Annotated in this window: 20 protein-coding genes and 1 tRNA gene; 4 read left to right on the plus strand and 17 right to left on the minus strand. The window is 69.8% G+C overall.

Annotated elements, in window-relative coordinates:
- Window positions 1-165: 165 nt before the first annotated feature.
- Entirely contained in the window at window positions 166-567 is a 402-nt protein-coding gene (gene acpS / locus ACTIFU_RS15225; protein ID WP_439579169.1) for a holo-ACP synthase, read from the minus strand.
- A gap of 101 nt (window positions 568-668) precedes the next feature.
- The gene (locus tag ACTIFU_RS15230) at window positions 669-1,472 is read right to left on the minus strand and encodes an aspartate dehydrogenase (protein WP_439579170.1); all 804 of its coding nucleotides are present in this window, start codon (window positions 1,470-1,472) and stop codon (window positions 669-671) included.
- Window positions 1,473-1,528: 56 nt separating this feature from the next.
- Here ACTIFU_RS15230 and ACTIFU_RS15235 point away from each other — a divergent pair, with 56 nt between their 5' ends.
- Window positions 1,529-2,014 carry a hypothetical protein gene (locus tag ACTIFU_RS15235; RefSeq protein ID WP_439579171.1) on the plus strand — a complete coding sequence of 162 codons (486 nt, stop codon included), beginning with the start codon at window positions 1,529-1,531 and terminating at the stop codon, window positions 2,012-2,014.
- Here ACTIFU_RS15235 and ACTIFU_RS15240 read toward each other — a convergent pair whose 3' ends face one another.
- The 3 genes from ACTIFU_RS15240 to ACTIFU_RS15250 all read right to left on the minus strand — a co-directional run bounded on the left by ACTIFU_RS15240 (window position 2,015) and on the right by ACTIFU_RS15250 (window position 4,127).
- Entirely contained in the window at window positions 2,015-2,800 is a 786-nt protein-coding gene (locus tag ACTIFU_RS15240) for an SDR family oxidoreductase (RefSeq protein WP_439579172.1), read from the minus strand.
- A gap of 19 nt (window positions 2,801-2,819) precedes the next feature.
- Window positions 2,820-2,895 (minus strand) — tRNA-His (locus ACTIFU_RS15245).
- 32 nt (window positions 2,896-2,927) lie between these two features.
- A complete protein-coding gene (locus ACTIFU_RS15250; protein ID WP_439579173.1) occupies window positions 2,928-4,127 on the minus strand; it encodes an aminotransferase in 1,200 nt (399 codons plus the stop codon).
- A 241-nt stretch (window positions 4,128-4,368) separates the two neighbouring features.
- Between ACTIFU_RS15250 and ACTIFU_RS15255 the strand changes: the two genes are divergently transcribed.
- Window positions 4,369-4,707: a P-II family nitrogen regulator gene (locus tag ACTIFU_RS15255; protein WP_439579174.1), complete on the plus strand. Its 339-nt coding sequence runs from the start codon at window positions 4,369-4,371 to the stop codon at window positions 4,705-4,707.
- Between the two features lie 149 nt (window positions 4,708-4,856).
- Window positions 4,857-6,275, plus strand: a complete 1,419-nt coding sequence (glnA, locus tag ACTIFU_RS15260) for a type I glutamate--ammonia ligase (protein ID WP_439579175.1) — start codon at window positions 4,857-4,859, stop codon at window positions 6,273-6,275.
- A 91-nt stretch (window positions 6,276-6,366) separates the two neighbouring features.
- On the opposite strand, the gene ACTIFU_RS15265 is transcribed toward glnA, so the two are convergent.
- The 4 genes from ACTIFU_RS15265 to ACTIFU_RS15280 are packed head-to-tail and all read right to left on the minus strand — an operon-like array spanning window position 6,367 to window position 10,846.
- The gene (locus ACTIFU_RS15265; protein WP_439579176.1) at window positions 6,367-7,824 is read right to left on the minus strand and encodes a sulfatase-like hydrolase/transferase; all 1,458 of its coding nucleotides are present in this window, start codon (window positions 7,822-7,824) and stop codon (window positions 6,367-6,369) included.
- On the minus strand, window positions 7,821-9,326 hold the full coding sequence (locus tag ACTIFU_RS15270; protein ID WP_439579177.1) for a tripartite tricarboxylate transporter permease: 1,506 nt from the start codon (window positions 9,324-9,326) through the stop codon (window positions 7,821-7,823). Before ACTIFU_RS15270 ends, ACTIFU_RS15265 begins: the two co-directional genes overlap by 4 nt.
- A 12-nt stretch (window positions 9,327-9,338) precedes the next feature.
- Window positions 9,339-9,857 carry a tripartite tricarboxylate transporter TctB family protein gene (locus ACTIFU_RS15275; RefSeq protein ID WP_439579178.1) on the minus strand — a complete coding sequence of 173 codons (519 nt, stop codon included), beginning with the start codon at window positions 9,855-9,857 and terminating at the stop codon, window positions 9,339-9,341.
- Window positions 9,857-10,846, minus strand: a complete 990-nt coding sequence (locus ACTIFU_RS15280; RefSeq protein WP_439579179.1) for a Bug family tripartite tricarboxylate transporter substrate binding protein — start codon at window positions 10,844-10,846, stop codon at window positions 9,857-9,859. The genes ACTIFU_RS15275 and ACTIFU_RS15280 overlap by 1 nt, the downstream gene beginning before the upstream one ends.
- A 104-nt stretch (window positions 10,847-10,950) precedes the next feature.
- Here ACTIFU_RS15280 and ACTIFU_RS15285 point away from each other — a divergent pair, with 104 nt between their 5' ends.
- The gene (locus tag ACTIFU_RS15285; RefSeq protein ID WP_439579180.1) at window positions 10,951-11,901 is read left to right on the plus strand and encodes a LysR family transcriptional regulator; all 951 of its coding nucleotides are present in this window, start codon (window positions 10,951-10,953) and stop codon (window positions 11,899-11,901) included.
- Here the strand turns inward: ACTIFU_RS15285 and ACTIFU_RS15290 are convergent.
- From ACTIFU_RS15290 to ilvN, 8 genes are all read right to left on the minus strand, one after another.
- On the minus strand, window positions 11,898-12,131 hold the full coding sequence (locus ACTIFU_RS15290) for a hypothetical protein (protein WP_439579181.1): 234 nt from the start codon (window positions 12,129-12,131) through the stop codon (window positions 11,898-11,900). The genes ACTIFU_RS15285 and ACTIFU_RS15290 overlap by 4 nt on opposite strands.
- 174 nt (window positions 12,132-12,305) lie before the next feature.
- Window positions 12,306-13,133, minus strand: coding sequence for a hypothetical protein (locus ACTIFU_RS15295; protein ID WP_439579182.1), 828 nt, complete (start codon window positions 13,131-13,133; stop codon window positions 12,306-12,308).
- Window positions 13,134-13,176: 43 nt separating this feature from the next.
- On the minus strand, window positions 13,177-13,470 hold the full coding sequence (locus ACTIFU_RS15300) for a hypothetical protein (RefSeq protein ID WP_439579183.1): 294 nt from the start codon (window positions 13,468-13,470) through the stop codon (window positions 13,177-13,179).
- Window positions 13,471-13,506: 36 nt separating this feature from the next.
- Window positions 13,507-14,277 carry a TylF/MycF/NovP-related O-methyltransferase gene (locus ACTIFU_RS15305; protein ID WP_439579184.1) on the minus strand — a complete coding sequence of 257 codons (771 nt, stop codon included), beginning with the start codon at window positions 14,275-14,277 and terminating at the stop codon, window positions 13,507-13,509.
- Between the two features lie 466 nt (window positions 14,278-14,743).
- On the minus strand, window positions 14,744-15,724 hold the full coding sequence (locus ACTIFU_RS15310; RefSeq protein ID WP_439579185.1) for a Bug family tripartite tricarboxylate transporter substrate binding protein: 981 nt from the start codon (window positions 15,722-15,724) through the stop codon (window positions 14,744-14,746).
- A gap of 80 nt (window positions 15,725-15,804) precedes the next feature.
- Entirely contained in the window at window positions 15,805-16,653 is an 849-nt protein-coding gene (locus ACTIFU_RS15315) for an alpha/beta hydrolase (RefSeq protein WP_439579186.1), read from the minus strand.
- 64 nt (window positions 16,654-16,717) lie between these two features.
- Window positions 16,718-17,737, minus strand: coding sequence for a ketol-acid reductoisomerase (gene ilvC, locus ACTIFU_RS15320; RefSeq protein ID WP_439579187.1), 1,020 nt, complete (start codon window positions 17,735-17,737; stop codon window positions 16,718-16,720).
- Window positions 17,738-17,808: 71 nt separating this feature from the next.
- On the minus strand, window positions 17,809-18,310 hold a 502-nt coding region (gene ilvN, locus ACTIFU_RS15325; protein WP_439579188.1), incomplete at its 5' end, for an acetolactate synthase small subunit.

Consider the following 18,310-nt stretch of genomic DNA (forward strand, 5'->3'; position numbering starts at 1 on the left):
TCAGGCCGGCATAGACGACGGTCTTGATCGTCTCGAGCCAGCCGCCCGATTTGCGCTTCGCCATGGAGGGTCCGGGGGCCTGCGAGGATTGGGCGCCCTTCGTCTCAGGCGCTGCGGTTGGGCGGACTTGCCCGGTGGGGGGAGGCTTGTCAAGCAAGCGGGGGCTCAGCCGGACGGGACGGCGCTGATGATCACGATCGCCTGCGCATAGGGCGGCTCGTCGGTCAGCGTGACGGTGATCCGCGCCGCCATGCCGGGGGGCGTGATCGCGGCGAGGCGGGCGGCCGCGCCATTCGCGAGCCGCATGGTCGGCTGGCCGGAGGGGAGGTTCACGACCTCCATGTCGCGCCAGAACACGCCGTGGCGGAGCCCCGTGCCGAGCGCCTTGGCGCAGGCCTCCTTGGCGGCGAAGCGGCGGGCGTAGGTGGCGGCACGGGCGGCGCGGCGGTTGGCCTTGGCCTGCTCGCCCTGGGTGAAGACGCGGGCGGTGAAGCGGGCGCCGTAGCGGGCGAGCGTCGCCTCGATCCGGCGGATGTCGCAGATGTCGCTGCCGAGGCCGATGATCATGGGGATGTGCCGGCTTGCTGGGGCGTGGAGGTAGCACGGCGGCGGGGGCGGGGCGAGCCTGCGGGGCAGCGCCTCGGGGCGCCCTGGTGCTCCGTTCGACCCTAGCTGCCGACCTTCAGCGTCGACACCAGCCCGCGCAGGCAGGCCAGCAGGCTGAGCGGCGTGATCCTGCCCGTGCGGGGGTTCTCCTCGGAGGGCACGTTCTCGATCGTCATGGCGAGCCGCACCGTGTCGGCCTCGACCTTCACGGTGTGGGTGTTGCGGGTGACCGTCGGGTCGGCCCAGATCTCCAGCGTGGTGCAGTCCGGCCCGATCCCGGCGAGCGCGAGCGCGGCCGCGACGTTCACGTTCGCCGGGAACCCCTTCGCGCCCTGGCGCGCGGAGCCGGCGAAGATGCGCGTGGGCTCGGTGATCGCCAGCACGTCGATACCGTGCTCGTCGAGATACGGCGCACCGGCCAGCCCGCGCGGCGGCTTGCGGGTGACCAGGGTGACGCTCTCGACCGCGCCCTCGGCGGCGGCGCGCACCGCGTCAAGCCCGAGCAGCGCGCCGGTGGGCACGATGATCCGCCCGCCCGCCGCCTTCGCCTGATCGACGAGATGCATGCGCGGCAGCAGCGCGCCGACCGAGGACACCACCGCGATCCGCCCGGCTGCCACCGCCGGGCCGACGATCTGCTCGAACACCGACGCGGGCGCCGCCTCGACCACGATGTCGGCGTGCGCGGCCAGCTCGCCGAGCCCGACGATCGCGGGCGGGGCCTTGAAGGCAGCGAGATTGGCCGCCGCCTTCTCCCGGTCGCGCGCCGAGACCGCCGTCAGCCGCAGCCCGTCCACGCCGGCATCCAGCGCCTGCGCCAGCTTCAGCCCGATGGCGCCGAGCCCGCCGATCGCCACAGTCAGCATTGGTCAACCTCTCCCGCTATACTGCCGGTTGCATCCCGAGCCGGAAGGACCCGTCCATGTCGGTGCCCACCCTGCCCCCGCACGGGGGTGACCGCGTGATCGCCTTCATCGACTTCGTCAAGTCGCTGCGCTGGCCGGCGGTCGTCGTGCTGCTGCTGGTCCTGCTGCTCGATCCGATCCGGACGACGATCGAGGCGCTGCACGGCGACGGCGCGGGCGTCGTGCGGCTGGGTGACATCCCGCTGCGCGTCACCCCGCACACCCTGCCGGCACCGAACCCAGAGGTGGCGCGCGCGGTCGCGGCAATGGATGCGGACGTGCTGCGCACCTTCCTGGATATGGACCAGAACGCGATCTACTGCGGCAGCCTGGACGCCGAATACCGCGCCGGGATGCGCCGGCTCGCCCATCTCGGGTTGGTGGAGGCGCGCTCCGACCCGTCGCGGCCGGGCGACTGCCGCGACTATGCGGTGATGACCGAGCTCGGCAAGCGGGTGGAGACCTATCTGATCAGCGTGATGGTGGGGATGCTGAAAGGCTGATCAGACCACCGGGCTGCGCCCGCCATCGACATTGATCGCGGTGCCGGTGACGTAGCCGGCCGCGTCGGAGGCGAGGAAGCAGGCAACGTTGGCGAACTCCTCGGCCGTGCCGAGCCGGCCGAGCGGCACCGCCTTGCCCTGTTCGGCGCACCACTGCTCCCAGGTGATGTTGCGCTTCTCGGCGGCGTGGCGGCGCACCCATTGCGCGCTCTCGATGATGCCGACCAGCAGCGCGTTCACCAGGATGCCCTTGGGTGCCCCTTCGTTCGCGAGCACCTTGGTCAGCGCCATTCCGGCCGCGCGGCTGACGGCGGTCGGCGCGCCCTCGGCCGGCGGGGCCTTGGCGCCGATGTTCAGCACGTTGATGATGCGGCCCCAGCCGCGCTGTGCCATGCCGGGCCAGGCGAGGCGGGCGAGGCGGATCGCGGCGAACAGCTTCAGGTCGAGATCGGCCTGCCACTCGGCGTCCGTGATGTCGCGGAACGGTCCGCGCTTCGACGTGCCGGCGTTGTTGACCAGGATGTCGATACCGCCGAGCGCGGCCTCGACCTTCGGCCACGCGGCGGCGATCGCCTCGGCGCTGGCGACGTCGCAGGGCACCGCGACGATCGTGCGCCCGGGCGCGGCCTCGCGGACGACGGCGGCGGCCGTCTTGAGCACATCCGCCCGGCGGGCGAGCATCGCAACGTCCGCGCCCGAGGCCGCGAAGCGGCGCACCATCGCGAGGCCGAGCCCCTCGGAGGCGCCGGTGATCAGGGCACGACGGCCCGCAAGGCTGATATTCATGCGGGGATCCTGGGGAGAGTGGGGCGACCAACGGGACTCGAACCCGTGACATCCAAGACCACAACCTGGCGCTCTACCAGCTGAGCTATGGCCGCCGCCGAGGGCCGGGTTCCTACGCCCGAGGGCGTCATGCCGTCAACGCCCGTGGTGCCTCCGCCCCGCGCGCGGCGAAGGCCGTGCGCATCCGCCGCAGCGCCTCGTCCAGGGTCGCGTCGTGCTTGCAGAAGGCGAAGCGGGCATAGTGGCGCGGCGCGGTGGCGGCATCGGCGTAGAAGGCGCTGACCGGGATCGCCGTGACCTTCGCCGTCTCGGTCAGCCAGCGGCAGAACGCGACGTCGTCGCCAGAGAAGCCGAGCGGGCGGAAATCGGTGGTGATGAAGTAGGTGCCCTTCGCCTCCAGCACACCGAAGCCGAGCTCGGCCAGCCCCGCGGCCAGCCGGTCGCGCTTGGCGGCGAGCCCGTCGGCGAGGTCGTGGAAATACCCGTCCGGCTTTCCCAACCCGAGCGCCGCCGCGCGCTGGAGATTGGGCGGCGTGGTGAAGGTAAGCAGCTGGTGCGCCTTGGCGATCGTCTGCGCCAGCGCCTTGGGCGCGGTGACGTAGCCCACCTTCCATCCCGTGAGGCTGAAGGTCTTGCCCGCGCTGCCGATGCGCGCGCAGCGCTCGCGCATGCCCGGCAGGCTCATCAGCGGGATGTGGCGCCAGCCGTCGAAGGTCAGGTGCTCATAGACCTCGTCGCACACCGCGTAGGCGTCGTGCTTCTGCAGCAGGTCGGCGATGAAGGCGAGTTCGGCGGCGGTGAACACCTTGCTGCAGGGGTTCTGCGGCGTATTCATCAGGATCGCCTTGGTGCGGGGCCCGAACGCGGCGGCGAGCGCGGCGCGCGGCAGGTCCCATCTCGGCGGCTCGAGCCGCATCAGCTTCGGCACCGCGCCCAGCATGCGCACGACCGGCAGGTAGGTGTCGTAGAGCGGCTCGATCAGCACCACCTCGTCGCCCGGGTCGAGCAGCGCCATCAGGCAGGCGGTGATCGCCTCGGTGGCCCCCGAGGTGACCACGACCTCGGAGGCGGGATCGGCCTCGATGCCCCAGAAGCGCCGGTTCGCCGCGGCTACCGCGCTGCGCAGCTCCGGCACGCCGGTCATGGGCGGGTACTGGTTGCGTCCGTCGAGCAGCGCATCGGCGGCCGCCCGCAGCACATCCGCCGGCCCGTCCTCGTCCGGAAACCCCTGGCCGAGATTGACCGCGCCATGCTGCACCGCGAGCGCGGACATGACGGTGAAGATCGTGGTGCCCGTGTTCGCGAGCAGGGTGTTGTGCGGCTTCATCGCGCTGGCGGCATCCCCCGGACCGAAGCAGCGACTATGGCGGCGCCCCGGAGGTCACGCAAGGACTGCCCGGAAATTAGGCAGATGCACGCCGCCCGTGCCCCCTTCGGTGCGTTCAAGGTGGCCCAGCGTTTCGCTCGGGTGCCGGCCTTGCCCGCGCGGCACAACCCGTGCAAGTAACCGGCGCAAGGCAGGATTGCGCCGCGGTTGGGGCGCGCAGGTCAGGCGGCGGACAAGGCGCATGAAGAAGATCGAGGCCATCATCAAGCCCTTCAAGCTCGACGAGGTGAAGGAGGCGCTGCACGAGGTCGGGCTGCAGGGCATCACCGTGGTCGAGGCCAAGGGATTCGGCCGCCAGAAGGGCCATACCGAGCTCTACCGCGGCGCCGAGTACGTGGTGGACTTCCTGCCCAAGGTGAAGATCGAGGTCGTGTGCGAGGACGGGCTGGTCGATCGCGCGATCGAGGCGATCATGAACGCCGCGCGCACCGGCCGGATCGGCGACGGCAAGATCTTCGTCACCACGGTCGAGGAGGCGATCCGCATCCGCACCGGCGAGCGCGGCGAGGAGGCGATCTAGCCGCACGCCCGGCCATCCACAGAGTCCGGCCCGCGCCGTGCATGGCAGCGGGCGCCGCCGGGCGGGCACACCGTCCGGCCGTCAGCGATCGGGACCGTTCAGGCCCGGTCACCCAGCGATGAACACGGCAGACACACAGGAAGGGGACCATGGCTGCTAAGCCCGAAGTCAAGAAAGTGCTCGAGATGATGAAGGAGCACTCGGTCGAGTATGTCGATCTGCGCTTCACCGACCCGCGCGGGAAGTGGCAGCACACCGCCCAGCACGTCAGCACGATCGACGAGGACGCGTTCACCGACGGCATCATGTTCGACGGCTCCTCGATCGCGGGCTGGAAGGCGATCAACGAGTCCGACATGATCCTGATGCCGGACGCCGAGACGGCGGTCATGGACCCGTTCGCGGCCAAGCCCTCCCTGATCCTGGTCTGCGACATCCTCGAGCCCTCCACCGGACAGCTCTACGGCCGCGACCCGCGCGGCACGGCCAAGAAGGCCGAGGCCTATCTCGCCTCCACGGGGATCGGCGACACCGCGTTCTTCGGCCCCGAGGCCGAGTTCTTTGTCTTCGACAACGTGAAGTTCGGCACGGGCGGCAACTACGGCATCTACCAGCTCGACAGCATGGAGGGCCCGCAGGCCAGCCTGAAGGACTATCCCGAGGGCAACATGGGTCACCGCCCCGTGGTGAAGGGCGGCTACTTCCCGGTCCCGCCGGTGGACAGCGAGAGCGACCTGCGCGCCGAGATGCTCTCCACCATGGGCGAGATGGGCGTGATCATCGAGAAGCACCACCACGAGGTGGCGCAGTCCCAGCATGAGCTCGGCATGAAGTTCAATACGCTGGTGACGATGGCCGACCAGATGCAGATCTACAAATACTGCATCCACAACGTCGCCCACAGCTACGGCAAGACCGCGACCTTCATGCCGAAGCCGATCTATGGCGACAACGGCTCAGGCATGCACGTCCACCAGTCGATCTGGAAGAAGGGCAAGCCGACCTTCGCCGGCAACGGCTATGCCGACCTCTCCGAGACCGCGCTCTACTACATCGGCGGCATCATCAAGCACGCCAAGGCGCTGAACGCGTTCACCAACCCCTCGACCAACTCCTACAAGCGCCTGATCCCGGGCTTCGAGGCGCCGGTGCTGCTCGCCTACTCGGCGCGCAACCGCTCGGCCTCCTGCCGCATTCCGTACGCGACCAGCCCCAAGGCGAAGCGCGTCGAGGTGCGCTTCCCCGACCCGACCGCCAATCCGTATCTCGCCTTCGCGGCGATGCTGATGGCCGGGCTGGACGGGATCCAGAACCGCATCCATCCGGGCGACGCGATGGACAAGGACCTCTACGACCTGCCGCCGGAGGAGCTGAAGGGCATCCCGACCGTGTGCGGATCGTTGCGCGAGGCGCTCGGCGCGCTCGAGGCGGACCACGAGTTCCTGCTGAAGGGCGACGTGTTCAACGCCGACCAGATCGAGGCCTATATCGCGCTGAAGTGGACCGAGGTGTTCCGGTTCGAGCACACCCCGCACCCGGTCGAGTTCGAGATGTACTACAGCGTCTGATCCGCGACCGGATCGGATGAGTTGCGCGGGGCGGCCCTCTCGTCGAGTGAGGGGCCGCCCCGATCTCTGTTCGTGTCCCGTTGTCCGCCGCCTACCGCGCGATGCGCGGCGCCTCCCCCGGCGCGGGCGTGTAGGGGAAGTTCCCCGACTTCAACACTGCGTCCACCCCGCCATGCGCCGCGATGCGCTTGTCCTGGTCGGCGAAGGCGCGCGCGGTGACCTCTGCCGGGTCGCAGATCAGCCGCAGCCGACGCTCGCCCTCGGCCACCGCCGCCGCGTGCGCGGCGTCTCCGGCAAGGTCGCGCGTCTCCAACGGATCCGCATCGAGGTCGTAAAGCTCCGGGCGGAACCCCTCGTAGTGGACGTATTTCCAGCGCCCGAACCGCACCATGAAGATGCCGGTGACCGAGGCGACCGCGTGGTACTCGCTGAACGCGGAACGCTCCATGTCGTCCTCGGCGCGCGCTACGCCGACCAGTGAGCGGCCCGGGAGCTGCGGATCGGAGACCGGGCCAGCGCCCACCGTCTCGACGATGGTCTGGCAGCCGTCCACCAGGCTCACCGGCGTGCGCACGCGCTTGCCGCGCGGGATCCCGGCGCCGCGCAGAATCAACGGGATGCCGACGGACTCCTCGTACATGTTCGACTTGCCCCAGAGCGTGCGCGCGCCGAGATTGTCGCCGTGATCGCTCGTGTAGACGACCAGCGTGTCGCGCCCGAGCCCGGCCGCGTCGAGCGCCTGGACGATCTGCCCGACATTGTCGTCAAGGAAGCTGACCAGGCCGTAATAGGCCGCGATCGCGAGGCGCACATGCGCCTCGTCGCGGAAATGGTCCTCGTAGTTCTGCACCGCGCGCAGCGTCCGCACCACCGGGTGGTCGGGCAGTTCGCCGGGCGCGCGGAGCTGCGGCATCGGCATCCGCGCGGGATCATAGAGGCGGAAGAACTCCGGCGGTGCCACCAGCGGAAAATGCGGGCAGACGAACGAGACGAACAGGCACCACGGCTTGTCGGGCGGGGCCGCGGCGACCTCGCCGATCCACTGCACCGCAGCGTCCCGGATCCTGCGGTCATAGCCGATGTAGCTGCTGTCCCCCTCGCCGGCATCGCCCGCGAGCTGCGCGGTCGAGGGGCGCTTCGGCGGGGGGCGGCGGACCATGCCCTGAAGGTCGCCGCGCCCCTCCAGCACGTGCAGCGGCATGATCTCGCGGCCGAAGCCGTTGGCGTCCTCGATCGAGCGATAGTGCAGCTTGCCGATCGACTCGCAGCGATGCCCCGCCGCCAGCAGACGATGCCCCCAGCCCTCCGGCACGCCGGCATAGGGGTGCGCGTTGTCCCAGTGCCCGATCGCGTGGACGTAGCGGCCGGTGGCGAAGGACGCGCGCGCGGGCACGCAGATCGGACAGTTGGTGTAGGCGCTCTCGAACAGCGTGCCCTCGGTGGCGAGGCGGTCGATGTTCGGCGTCTGGATGATCCCGTTGCCATAGCAGCCCGCGACCCGCTTGCTGTGCTCGTCGGACATGAAGAACAGGACGTTGTGGCCGGTCACGGAGCGATTTCCTCCTGGCTACGGCGGCGGCGGGACAGCACCTCCTGCGCGAGCGGCCAGATGAGCGTAAGCGCGGAGACGCCAAGGAAGCTGAGCGCGATCGGCCGGTCGAGGATGCCCCAGAACCCGGCAGCCGAGAGCTGCATGCCGGAACGCAGCTCCTCCTCGAGGATGCGCGCGAGCACGAAGCCGATCACGAACGGCCCGAGGGGAACATTGCAGCGCCGCAGCCCGAAGCCGATCAGGCCGAACAGGATCACCACCCAGACATCGAACATGCGGTTGTGCAGTGCATAGGCGCCGACGACGCAGAACACGAAGATCGCCGGCAGCAGCAGCGCCCGATTGACCAGCATCAACCGCGCGATCGCCCGCACGCTCGCACTCATGATCACGAACATCAGCAGGTTCGCGACCAGGTAGGCCGCGATCAGCGCCCAGACGAACTCGGCGTTGTTCACGAACAGCAACGGTCCCGGCTGGATGTTGTGCAGGATCAGCGCGCCGAGCAGGATCGCATCGATCGGACTGCCCGGGATTCCCATGGTGATCAGCGGGATCAGCGCGCCGCCGACATTGGCGTTGTTGGCGGCCTCCGAGGCGACGATCCCCTCATCGTGGCCGGTGCCGAACCGTTCCGGTGTCCGCGAGAAGCTGCGCGCGGTCGCATACGCCACCATCGAACTGATCGAGGCCCCGACGCCCGGGAGGATGCCGATCCAGGTGCCGATCACCGAGGAGCGCAGCAGGTTCACCCAGGACCGCCGCCATACGGAGAGGCTCAGCAGCAGCCGCTGCCCACCGATCCGGATCGGCTCGGCACGCTTCTCGATCTCGACCGCGTCCTCGATGATCTGGCTCATCACGAACACGCCGAGCAGCACCGGCAGCAGCGCAAACCCGGCATCGAGCTCGTGCCAGCCGAGCGTGAGACGGAGCTGGCCGTCCGACGGGTTGAGGCCCGGCAGCGCGAAGGCAATACCGAGCGCGCCGGCGAGCAGGCCCTTCACCATCGAGCCCCGGCTGATCGAGGCGATCAGCACCAGCGCCATCAGCACCATCGCGAAGTATTCCCATGGCCCGAAGGTCGTGGCCCAGCGCGACAGCGGTTGCGACAGGACGACGAGAAACACCCCCGCGATCATGCCGCCGATCAGCGAGGCGCCGATCGAGAGCGCGAGCGCACGTTCCGCCTCGCCGCGCTGCGCCATCGGGTAGCCGTCGAAGGTGGTCATCACCGACGATGGCGTGCCCGGCATGCGCAAGAGTGTGGCGCTGATCAGCCCACCCGAGACCGAGCCGACATACATCGCCACCATCATCACCAGCGCATGCGTGCTGTTCATGAAGAACGTCAGCGGCATGGTGAGCGCGATCAGCATCCCGCCCGTCAGCCCCGGGACGGCGCCGACGAAGATGCCGAGCCCCGTGCCGAGCAGCACCCAGAAGAACGGCACCGGACTGAGGATGTAGCCCAGCGCGGAGACGAGGTCGGCAAGCATCGGGCGATCGGCTCAGCGCGGCAGGTCGATGTAGAAGAAGCCGGTGAACAGCCAGGTCCCGCCGATCCCCAGGATCAAGGCGAGCGCCACGCCCAAGGCGACGGTTCTCCGCTCGAACCGGCCAAGCAGCGCGCTCGCGGCGACCAGGAAGGCGATGCTCGCGAGCTCGAAACCGAGCAGGCCGAGATGCATCACACCGAGATAGGTGACCGCGAGCAGGATGATGCCGAGCGCGATGTCGGGCCGCGGCCGGTACCCGGCACTGCCGCCGCGCACGCGGCCGCCAAGGCCGAGCACGGCCCTGACCGCGACCAGGACCGCGAGCACGGCGAGCGTGATCGCGATGCCGCGCGGCACCGCGGCAGAACCGAGCGGGTCGAAGAAAGGGGGCGGCACCTTCCCGGACTGCCACCAGAGCACGCCGGCGAACAGCGCCACGCCGAGCGCGAGGCCGAGATCCGCGACAGGCGTGCGGCTCGCGCCGGCGAGCGCGGCCACCCCGCCGTGCCCGCCGCCGCCGGCGTCGGCCATCAGCGGCCCGGCTGCTGAATCTGCCGCGCCCGCTCGACCAGCGGCAGCGTTTCCGCGAGCGAGCGATCCAGCTCCGCGAGGACGCGCTCGGGCTCGACGAAGATCGGTTCGAGACCGAAATCAGTGAGCTGCTTCGCCACCCGCTCGTCCTTCATCGCCGTGCGGAACGCCTCGCGCAGGAAGGCGATGCGATCGGGCGGCGTGCCCTTGGGCGCGAGCCAGATCCGCCCCGAGGTCGAGACCACGTCGAGGCCGAGCTCCTTCGCCGTCGGCACGTCGGGCAGCTGCGGCGAGCGCCGCTCGGAGAGCAGCAGGATCGAGCGCACGCCGGTCTGGCCGAACTGCAGCAGCTCCGAGACCGAGAACATGGCGATGTCGGTGTGCCCGCCGACCAGCGACTGGTAGCGCCGCGCACCGCCGCCGGCCTGCACGTAGCGGAACTCGACGCCGGCCGCCTGGGCGAGCTGCATCGGCACGAAATGCACCGGCAGGCCGATGTTCGCCGCCACCGTCACCTCGCGCGGGCGGCTGCGCGCAAAGTCGAGCAGCTCGGCGAAGGTCTTGAACCGCCCGTTCGCGGCGGTGGCGATGCCGAGTTCGGCGAAGCCGGTCGCGCCGATGATCTCGAACGCGGTGTGGTCGAAGTCGACCACGCCCATCGCGCGGGACGTCACGAGCCCGTCGTGCCAGAACCCGATCGTGTGCCCGTCCGGCGCGGCGTCGCGGATCGCGCGCGTGCCGATCGTACCGCCGGCGCCTGCCATGTTCACGATCACCACATTGCGCGGGATCGCCCTGGTCTGCTCGAAGGCGCGCTGGAACACGCGCGCCAGCCCGTCCATCGCGCCGCCCGGGTCGGTCGGCACGATCACGCGGATCGGCTGGGCCGGATAGGTGGCCTGCGCGCCCGCCCGGCGAGCGGCGAGCACCCCAATGAGCGCGGGGCCGGCGAGCAGGCTCCGGCGCGGGACTCCTCCCGTGATCGACATCCTGGCGTCTCCGTTTCTTGTTGGCGCACATCATGTTGACAACGGGTCGGGAGCGGCGGCAACAACTTTTGGGAAGGGAAGCCATAATTCGAAGGAATGGTACCGTGGAGCTGCGGGCCATCGACCAGGTCCTTGCAGTCGCCGAGCACGGCAGCCTGAGCGCCGCGGCGGCGGCGCTCGGCCTGTCGCAGCCGGCCCTGACCAAGGCGATCCGCCGTCTCGAGGACGAGTGCAGTGCCCAGTTGTTCGAGCGCAGCGTGCGCGGCGTACGGCCGACCGCGGCGGGCGAGGCCTTCCTCCGCCATGCGCGCGGGATGCGGGCGAGCCTGAACGCCGCAAGCCTCGAGCTCGATGCGCTGCGGCGCGGCCGCGCCGGGCTGGTTCGGATCGGCGCCGGACCGTCCTGGCAGGGGACGCTGCTGCCCGAGGCGATCGCAGCGTTCCGTGCGGACCGACCGGGGGTCCGCATCCGCGTCGTGGGGGGGATGGATGCCGCATTGAAGGCGCTGTTGCGCGCGGGCGAGCTGGACGTCGTGCTGGCCGCCGTCGGCGAGGCGTCACCCGACGCGGCGCCCGATCTCGTGCAGACTGCGCTGCTCAGCGACCGCTATCGCGTCGTCGCCTCGGTTGCGCATCCGCTGCGCGCCCGCCCGTCCCTCGCGATCGCCGACCTGCTCGACTTCCCCTGGATCCTGCCTGCGCCCGGACCCTACATGGTCGAGCGGCTGCGCGCGGTCTTCCGTGCCGAGGGACTCGCCGCGCCCGAGCCGGTGATCGAGACCGACGTCCAGGCGCTCCGCACCGCATTGATGCGCAGCGGCCCCTACCTGAGCTTCCAGGCCGAGGGCCAGCTGGCCGCCCTCGCCATGCCCGACATCCGTCCGCTCGACGTGGCCCGGGCGTCCTGGCGGCGCGACACGGGGATCGTCACACGGCGCGGGGTCGAGCCGACCCCCGCGGCGGCGGCGATGGTCGGCATCATCGAGGCGCTGGCCCGGTCACGCGCGGTGCCGGGTCCGCGCCACCGAGTGATCCGCCCGCTGGCGCCAGCCTAGCCCTCCGGCGTCGCGCCGCTCTCGATCACCAGGGGAGCCCAGGCCGCAACCTCCGAGCGCACGAAGTCCTGGGCCTCGTCGAGGTAGCGCTTGCCCGGCAGTGTCGCGGTCGCCTCGAACCGCTCCATTACCGTGGTCTGCGCCTGGGCGTGCGGGTCGATCCCTCGCGGCGGGCCGACAAGACCTGCGTCATCCGTTTGGCCGGCACCACCCGGACGGGTCGCGGCCACGACCTGCGGCCCGCCGAACCCTCTGCCAGCCCGCGCCGCACGGATCGGCACGACTGGCTGCCAGCGCTCTACCGCCTCTCAAGCGCGCGGTGGACTGCGGCCGACCAGTGCACCAGATCGCGTTTGGCGGCAATCTCGTGACGTCCTGCGGTTCGGTTCCCGCGCACGCGCCGCTCACCGCAGCCAGGACCGCAGGCGGCGGAGCGCCCCGCGGGTCAGTCCGGGCAACGACGGGGACTCGTGCGCGGGCGGCGGCGGACAAAGCGCGGCGGCAGCGCGGATCTCCTCGGCCAGGGCAGCCTCGCGCTCAACGTCGCGCCGCCGGAAGGCCTCCGTCAGCTCTGTGACAAGCGCCTCGGCATAGGCGGCGCTCTCGGCGCGTTTCGTGACCCAGGCCTCCGAGAGCTCCTCCTCATCGGTGATGATGATCTCGTGGCGCAGGTTCGCGACATTCTCCCGCGCATAGCCGAGGTAGAAGTTGATCACACTGCGTAGGTTCTCACGACGCGCAACGTCGCCGACATGGTGCTCGGCGGGGCTCAGCTCGCAGCAGAAGAGGCGTCGGCTATCCTGGGCGATGAACCTCTCGTCCCAGGACGCGCCGATGCGGGCGACGAGATCGTCGTCGATCGTTCCGGCGAAGCGGACTCGGCTCGCGGGCGGCTTCACCGCGATCGGGTAGAGGTGGAAGCCGCGGATGATCACGCCACGCTCGCCCACGCCCCAATAGAGATGCGAGGGGTGGAAGGGCGTGCCGTGCGGCCCGTCCACGAAATGCATCATCAGCTGGGGATGCAGGTTCGCGAGCCAGAGGCGCGACAGCTCAACGGTCGTGATCGAGACGGTACCGTCGGCGGCGCGGAACCGGCCATCGATTGCCGCAGCGATGGCGTGCTGGAGGCCGCGGCCGCCGGTGACCTCGATGACCGTCTTCCCCTGCGCGAGGATCGCCGCCACCTCGGAGAGGAAATTCTCCGCGAGCAGGATGTCGGCGTTCAGCATCACCACGCAATCGCCGTCGCGCGATGCGGACTCGAGCTCACGGTCATAGCATGCGCTCTTGCACACGTATTTTGTTGGCGCCGGCCGAGAAGGGTTCGAGTGAATCCAGGAACTCGTAGCGAAGGGGCGTCAGGCCCGCGAGGCGGCGGATCGCCGCATGGCATTCGCAGCGCGACTTCCCTTCGCGGTCCGTGTAGATGACGTACTCCTTCAGCGCGTGCTGTGCGACAGCCGGGATGTTGCGCGCGGCGAGCTGCGCCGGAAGGCTGTATTCCAGGAACGTGTCGAGATAGGTGTCGCCCCAGACCGGCACCACGATCTTCGTCGTCTTGGTCATTCCGGTCCCGTCCATGCGCAGTGTCCAGGCCGGCCGCTAGCGCAATGGCTTGCGGATCGCGGCGCTGCTCCAACGGTCGACGAGCTCGATCGGCGCCACGCCGACGGCGTCGCAGAACTCATCCACCGCGGCGCGCGCAGCGGGAAAACCGTAGCAGCCATAATCGTGCACCACCACGACGCCGCCCGGCAGCAGCTGGTCCCAACTCCGCTCCAACGCCGCCTTGATCGGCTGATAGAGGTCGAAATCGACATGCACGAAGCGCCAGCGGACGTCCTCGAGGCCCCGGTAAGAATCGGGAAACCAGCCCTTGATGATCTTGAGGTTCGCCGGCCAGATCCCGTCGCCGACGTATTTCGCGACCTGCTCCATGGAGGTCGGCGCGAAGGAGCCGGCGGTCCAGGGTGTGTCGTATTTCTGCTGCTCGACCGAAATGTCGCGGTCGTCGAAGCCCTCGAAAGTGTCAAAGGAATAGAGCGTGCGCGCGGGGTCCATGAACTTGTGGATGACGCGCAGGCTGAAGCCGCGATGGGAGCCGAACTCGACATAGTCGCCCGCGGGCAGCCGGTTCGCCGCGGCGATCAGCTGAAAGAGCTGCAGAACGCGGTTGGGGTCGGTGTGCAGGCCGGATGGCTCGTCCTCGACGCTCACATTGGCATACGCAGTGACCGCTTCGCGGAAGACAGCGTCCTTGTCGCGGAAGGTGTAAAGGATGTGCGGCGGGTACTGATGGTAGATGTCGAAGTCGCTCTCCTTCCACGCCGCTCCAGCGGCCGGTGGCGTGGCCGCGGGCGACAGCGCATGCAACGCAGTAGTGGCTGCCGGCGCCAGCGGCGCGGGCTCCGCTGGAGGCGGCGCTGGGTCGGGTGGAAAAACGTCATGGGCGACACGCTTCAGGCCCCGGTAGATGCTGACCGCGATGGGGGACCTCCGAAGCACCGCTCGGATTGATGACATGATCGCGCTCCGTTCGTGTCCCGTGCTGCGTCACTTCCAACGCCGTGCGCCCGGGCGGACCGGGTGATCGCGCAGGTGACGCGACTTGCCCCACTCAACTGGCCGCTATGGTATCGGCCCGGTGCCTTGACGCATAGCCGAGGGGCTGGACCCGTGCCGGCCGCAGGGACAAGGCCCGCGTCGCGACGGCGGGCGATCTGCGGATCGCCCGCCGCAGGATCGGCGGCGGTCGCGGCGTCGGCACACAAAGCCGCAGGAGTACCGAACCTGCGACCAGAGGCGCGTTGCTTCCGGCACCTTGAGCTCAGGACCGGACCTAGCCCTCCGGCGTCGCGCCGCTCTCGATCACCAGGGGAGCCCAGGCCGCAACCTCCGAGCGCACGAAGTCCTGGGCCTCGTCGAGGTAGCGCTTGCCCGGCAGTGTCGCGGTCGCCTCGAACCGCTCCATCACCGTGGTCTGCGCCTGGGCGTGACGGATCGCCTCCGCCATCCGCTCGAGGATCGGCCGCGGCGTGCCGGCGGGCGCGCATATCCCCGCCCAGCCGTCGGCGACAATGTCCAAGCCGGTCTCGCGGAAGGTCGGGATCGTGTCGAACCCGGTGATCCGCGTCGTGCTGCTGATCGCAAGCGGACGCAACCGCTCGGCACGGATATGCGCCGAGGCCGCGGTGAGGCTGTCGATGGTCGCCGGTACGGTGCCCGCGATCGCGTCCATCGCCGCCTGCGCGCCACCACGGTATGGCACGTGCAGCAGATTGACGCCGGCGAGCTTCGCCATGCGCAGGATCATCAGGTGGTTGACCGAGCCGATGCCCGAGGAGGCGACCTCGATCCCCTGCGCGCGCCGGCGTGCCTCGGCCAGGAACCCCGCCATGTCGTGCGCCGGGAAGGCCGGATTGACCAGCAGCAGATAGGGTGTGCCGAACACGATCGCGATGTGGGCGAAGCTCGTGTCGGCGTTCCAGCGGATCCGGTCGCGGTACAGCGTCGAACCGACCGCGAGCCCCGAAATGGTCGAAAACAGCAGCGTGTAGCCGTCCGGTGCCGCCATTGCCGCGATGCCGGTGCCGACGGTGGCCGCGCCGCCCGCCCGGTTCTCGACCACCACGGGCTGGCCGAGGAAGGCGCCCATCGGCTCGGCCATCAGACGCGCGATGATGTCGGTTGAGCCGCCGGGCCCGAACGGCACGATGAGCCGGATCGGCTGCGCCGGCCAGCGGGCCTGCGCGAGCACAGGCGAGGCGAGAGAGGCTGCGGTGCCGACAATCGCGGCACGACGACGAAGGCGAAGGCGCATCTCAGGGTCCTCCCGGCATCACTCACGGCAACGATGCGCCGATCCGGGATGCCGAAACAAGCTCTGGGCGCTGCCCTGGATCAGGGGACCCGTGCAGCCAGGAAGCGCAGGATGGCCTCGGCGACGCGCGGCCAGCCGGCATCCAGCATCATCGCATGGCCGAGCCGATCCATCGTGATGTGCTCGGCGCCGTGCAGCCAGGCGGTGCGAAGCAGCGAGTCCGACGGGACCAGGGGATCGTCGCCCGAACCGATCACCAACCCGGGCACGCCGAGCAGCCGCGCCGACGCGACCGGCCGGGGCCACTGCGCCTCGGCGAGCGCGCGCAGACTCTCCGATTGCAGCCGTGCGATGTAGCCCCAGGCGAGATGATCCGGCAGCGCATCGGAGAACAGGGCGCTCCTCAGCCGCACCGGCGAGATCCCGCCGGCATCGGCCCAGGGCATGCGGGCCACCTCCTGCCACAGCACCGGATCGGTGAAGGCGAGCCGCCAGTTCGCTCCCGCCAACCCCTCTGGAGTGACGGTCGCGAGCAGCACCAGCCCGCGGATCCGCGGATCGCCCAGCAGCATCTGCGCGACCAGCCCGCCGAGCGAATGCCCGACCAGCACCACCGGCCCCCCGAGTGTCGCGATCGCCTGGCGCGCATCGACCAGGTAGTCGAGCAGCCCGAATCCGTGCAGCACCTCGCGGCCTGCGCTCGCGCCGTGGCCGCGGAAAGACAGCGCGGCCGTGCGCCAGCCCGACGCGGCAAGCGCGCCCATCAGATGCTCGGCCCACATCCACGCCCCGCCCGACGCTCCGTGCAGGAACAGTACGGTGGCGGGCCGCGCGCTGTCCGCGCCCGCGCGCAGCAGCTCGAGCCCACGCACGGGCTCGGGTTGCGGCTGCTCGCGCCGGCGGAACGGGATGACCTCGGAAGGCGGCATGGCGTCCTCTGCCGCCGAGCCTGGACCGGCTGGGCGCGGCGGCGCAAGCCTCAGACGACGCGCGTCAGTTGCGGCTCTTGTCCACCAGCGCGTTCTTCTTGATCCACGGCATCATCGCGCGCAGCTTCTCGCCGACCTGCTCGATCGGGTGCTCGGCGAGCTTGCGGCGCGTCGCCTTGAACGACGCCTGGTTGACACGGTTCTCGAGCATCCAGTCGCGCGCGAAGCGTCCCGACTGGATGTCGGCCAGCACGCGCCGCATCTCGGCCTTGGTGGCGTCCGTGATGATGCGCGGGCCAGTGACATACTCGCCGTACTCGGCGGTGTTGCTGATCGAGTAGTTCATGTTGGCGATGCCGCCCTCGTAGATCAGGTCGACGATCAGCTTCACCTCGTGCAGGCACTCGAAATAGGCCATCTCGGGCGCGTAACCAGCCTCGACCAGCGTCTCGTAGCCGGCCTTGATGAGCTCCACCAGCCCGCCGCAGAGCACCACCTGCTCGCCGAACAGGTCGGTCTCGCACTCCTCCTTGAAGGTCGTCTCGATGATGCCGGCGCGCCCGCCGCCGATCGCCGAGGCGTAGGAGAGGCCGAGTTCGAGCGCGTTGCCCGACGCGTTCTGTGCCACCGCGACGAGGCAGGGAACGCCGCCGCCGCGCTGGTACTCGCTGCGCACCGTGTGGCCGGGGCCCTTCGGCGCGATCATCAGAACGTCCATGTCGGCGCGCGGCTCGATCAGGTTGAAGTGGATGTTGAGGCCATGCGCGAACACCAGCGCCGAGCCCTCCTTCATGTTCGGCCCGAGCTTGTCGCGATAGAGGTCGCCCTGCCCCTCGTCCGGGGTCAGCACCGTCACCAGGTCGGCCCACTTCGCCGCATCCGCCGGGTCCATCACCTTGAACCCCGCACCCTCGGCCTTGGCCACGCCGGCCGAGCCCTTGCGCAGCCCGACGACCACCTCGGCGACGCCGCTGTCCTTCAGGTTGTTGGCATGGGCGTGGCCCTGGCTGCCGTAGCCGATGATCGCGACCTTCTTCCCCTTGATCAGGTTCACATCGGCGTCGCGGTCGTAGTAGACGCGCATGGGCGTATCCTCGTGGTGTGTGGAACGGTTCGGGTGGGGTCTAGCCTCGGCCCGGCGGGCCGGCAAGCAGGTCAGCCGTGGATGCCCTTCGGCCCGCGCGCAATCGCGACGACACCGGTGCGGCTGACCTCGACCAGCCCGAGGGGGCGCATCAGCGCGGCGAAGGCATCGAGCTTGTCGGTCGCGCCGGTCATCTCGAAGACGAAGCTTTCCGTAGTCGCATCGACCACCCGGGCGCGGAAGGCGTCGGCGATGCGCAGCGCCTCGACACGCTTCTCGCCCGCGCCCGCGACCTTGATCAGCGCCATCTCGCGCGCGATGTGTGCGCCTTCCATCGTCAAGTCCGCCACTTTGTGGATCGGCACCAGGCGATCGAGCTGCGCCTTGATCTGCTCAATCACCATTGCCGTGCCCGAGGTGACGATCGTGATGCGGCTGAGGTGCTTCTCCTCGTCGACGGCAGCGACGGTGAGGCTGTCGATGTTGTAGCCGCGGCCGGAGAACAGGCCGATCACGCGCGCGAGCACGCCGGCTTCGTTCTCGACCAGCACCGAGATCACGGCCTGGCGGGTG

The organism is Elioraea sp. (assembly GCF_051860475.1).
Taxonomy (GTDB): domain Bacteria; phylum Pseudomonadota; class Alphaproteobacteria; order Acetobacterales; family Acetobacteraceae; genus Elioraea.

What these genes read in the sequence shown, in the direction of transcription:
- ACTIFU_RS15270 (WP_439579177.1), bottom strand. Translation starts at nt 9,326, where the DNA reads ATGCTTGCCGACCTCGTCTCCGCGCTGGGCTACATCCTCAGTCCGGTG.
- ilvC (WP_439579187.1), bottom strand. Translation starts at nt 17,737, where the DNA reads ATGCGCGTCTACTACGACCGCGACGCCGATGTGAACCTGATCAAGGGG.
- ACTIFU_RS15235 (WP_439579171.1), top strand. Translation starts at nt 1,529, where the DNA reads ATGTCGGTGCCCACCCTGCCCCCGCACGGGGGTGACCGCGTGATCGCC.
- ACTIFU_RS15280 (WP_439579179.1), bottom strand. Translation starts at nt 10,846, where the DNA reads ATGTCGATCACGGGAGGAGTCCCGCGCCGGAGCCTGCTCGCCGGCCCC.
- acpS (WP_439579169.1), bottom strand. Translation starts at nt 567, where the DNA reads ATGATCATCGGCCTCGGCAGCGACATCTGCGACATCCGCCGGATCGAG.
- ACTIFU_RS15230 (WP_439579170.1), bottom strand. Translation starts at nt 1,472, where the DNA reads ATGCTGACTGTGGCGATCGGCGGGCTCGGCGCCATCGGGCTGAAGCTG.
- ACTIFU_RS15295 (WP_439579182.1), bottom strand. Translation starts at nt 13,133, where the DNA reads ATGCTGAACGCCGACATCCTGCTCGCGGAGAATTTCCTCTCCGAGGTG.
- ACTIFU_RS15255 (WP_439579174.1), top strand. Translation starts at nt 4,369, where the DNA reads ATGAAGAAGATCGAGGCCATCATCAAGCCCTTCAAGCTCGACGAGGTG.
- ACTIFU_RS15250 (WP_439579173.1), bottom strand. Translation starts at nt 4,127, where the DNA reads ATGAAGCCGCACAACACCCTGCTCGCGAACACGGGCACCACGATCTTC.
- ACTIFU_RS15315 (WP_439579186.1), bottom strand. Translation starts at nt 16,653, where the DNA reads ATGCCGCCTTCCGAGGTCATCCCGTTCCGCCGGCGCGAGCAGCCGCAA.
- ACTIFU_RS15240 (WP_439579172.1), bottom strand. Translation starts at nt 2,800, where the DNA reads ATGAATATCAGCCTTGCGGGCCGTCGTGCCCTGATCACCGGCGCCTCC.
- ACTIFU_RS15310 (WP_439579185.1), bottom strand. Translation starts at nt 15,724, where the DNA reads ATGCGCCTTCGCCTTCGTCGTCGTGCCGCGATTGTCGGCACCGCAGCC.
- ACTIFU_RS15300 (WP_439579183.1), bottom strand. Translation starts at nt 13,470, where the DNA reads ATGACCAAGACGACGAAGATCGTGGTGCCGGTCTGGGGCGACACCTAT.
- glnA (WP_439579175.1), top strand. Translation starts at nt 4,857, where the DNA reads ATGGCTGCTAAGCCCGAAGTCAAGAAAGTGCTCGAGATGATGAAGGAG.
- ACTIFU_RS15275 (WP_439579178.1), bottom strand. Translation starts at nt 9,857, where the DNA reads ATGGCCGACGCCGGCGGCGGCGGGCACGGCGGGGTGGCCGCGCTCGCC.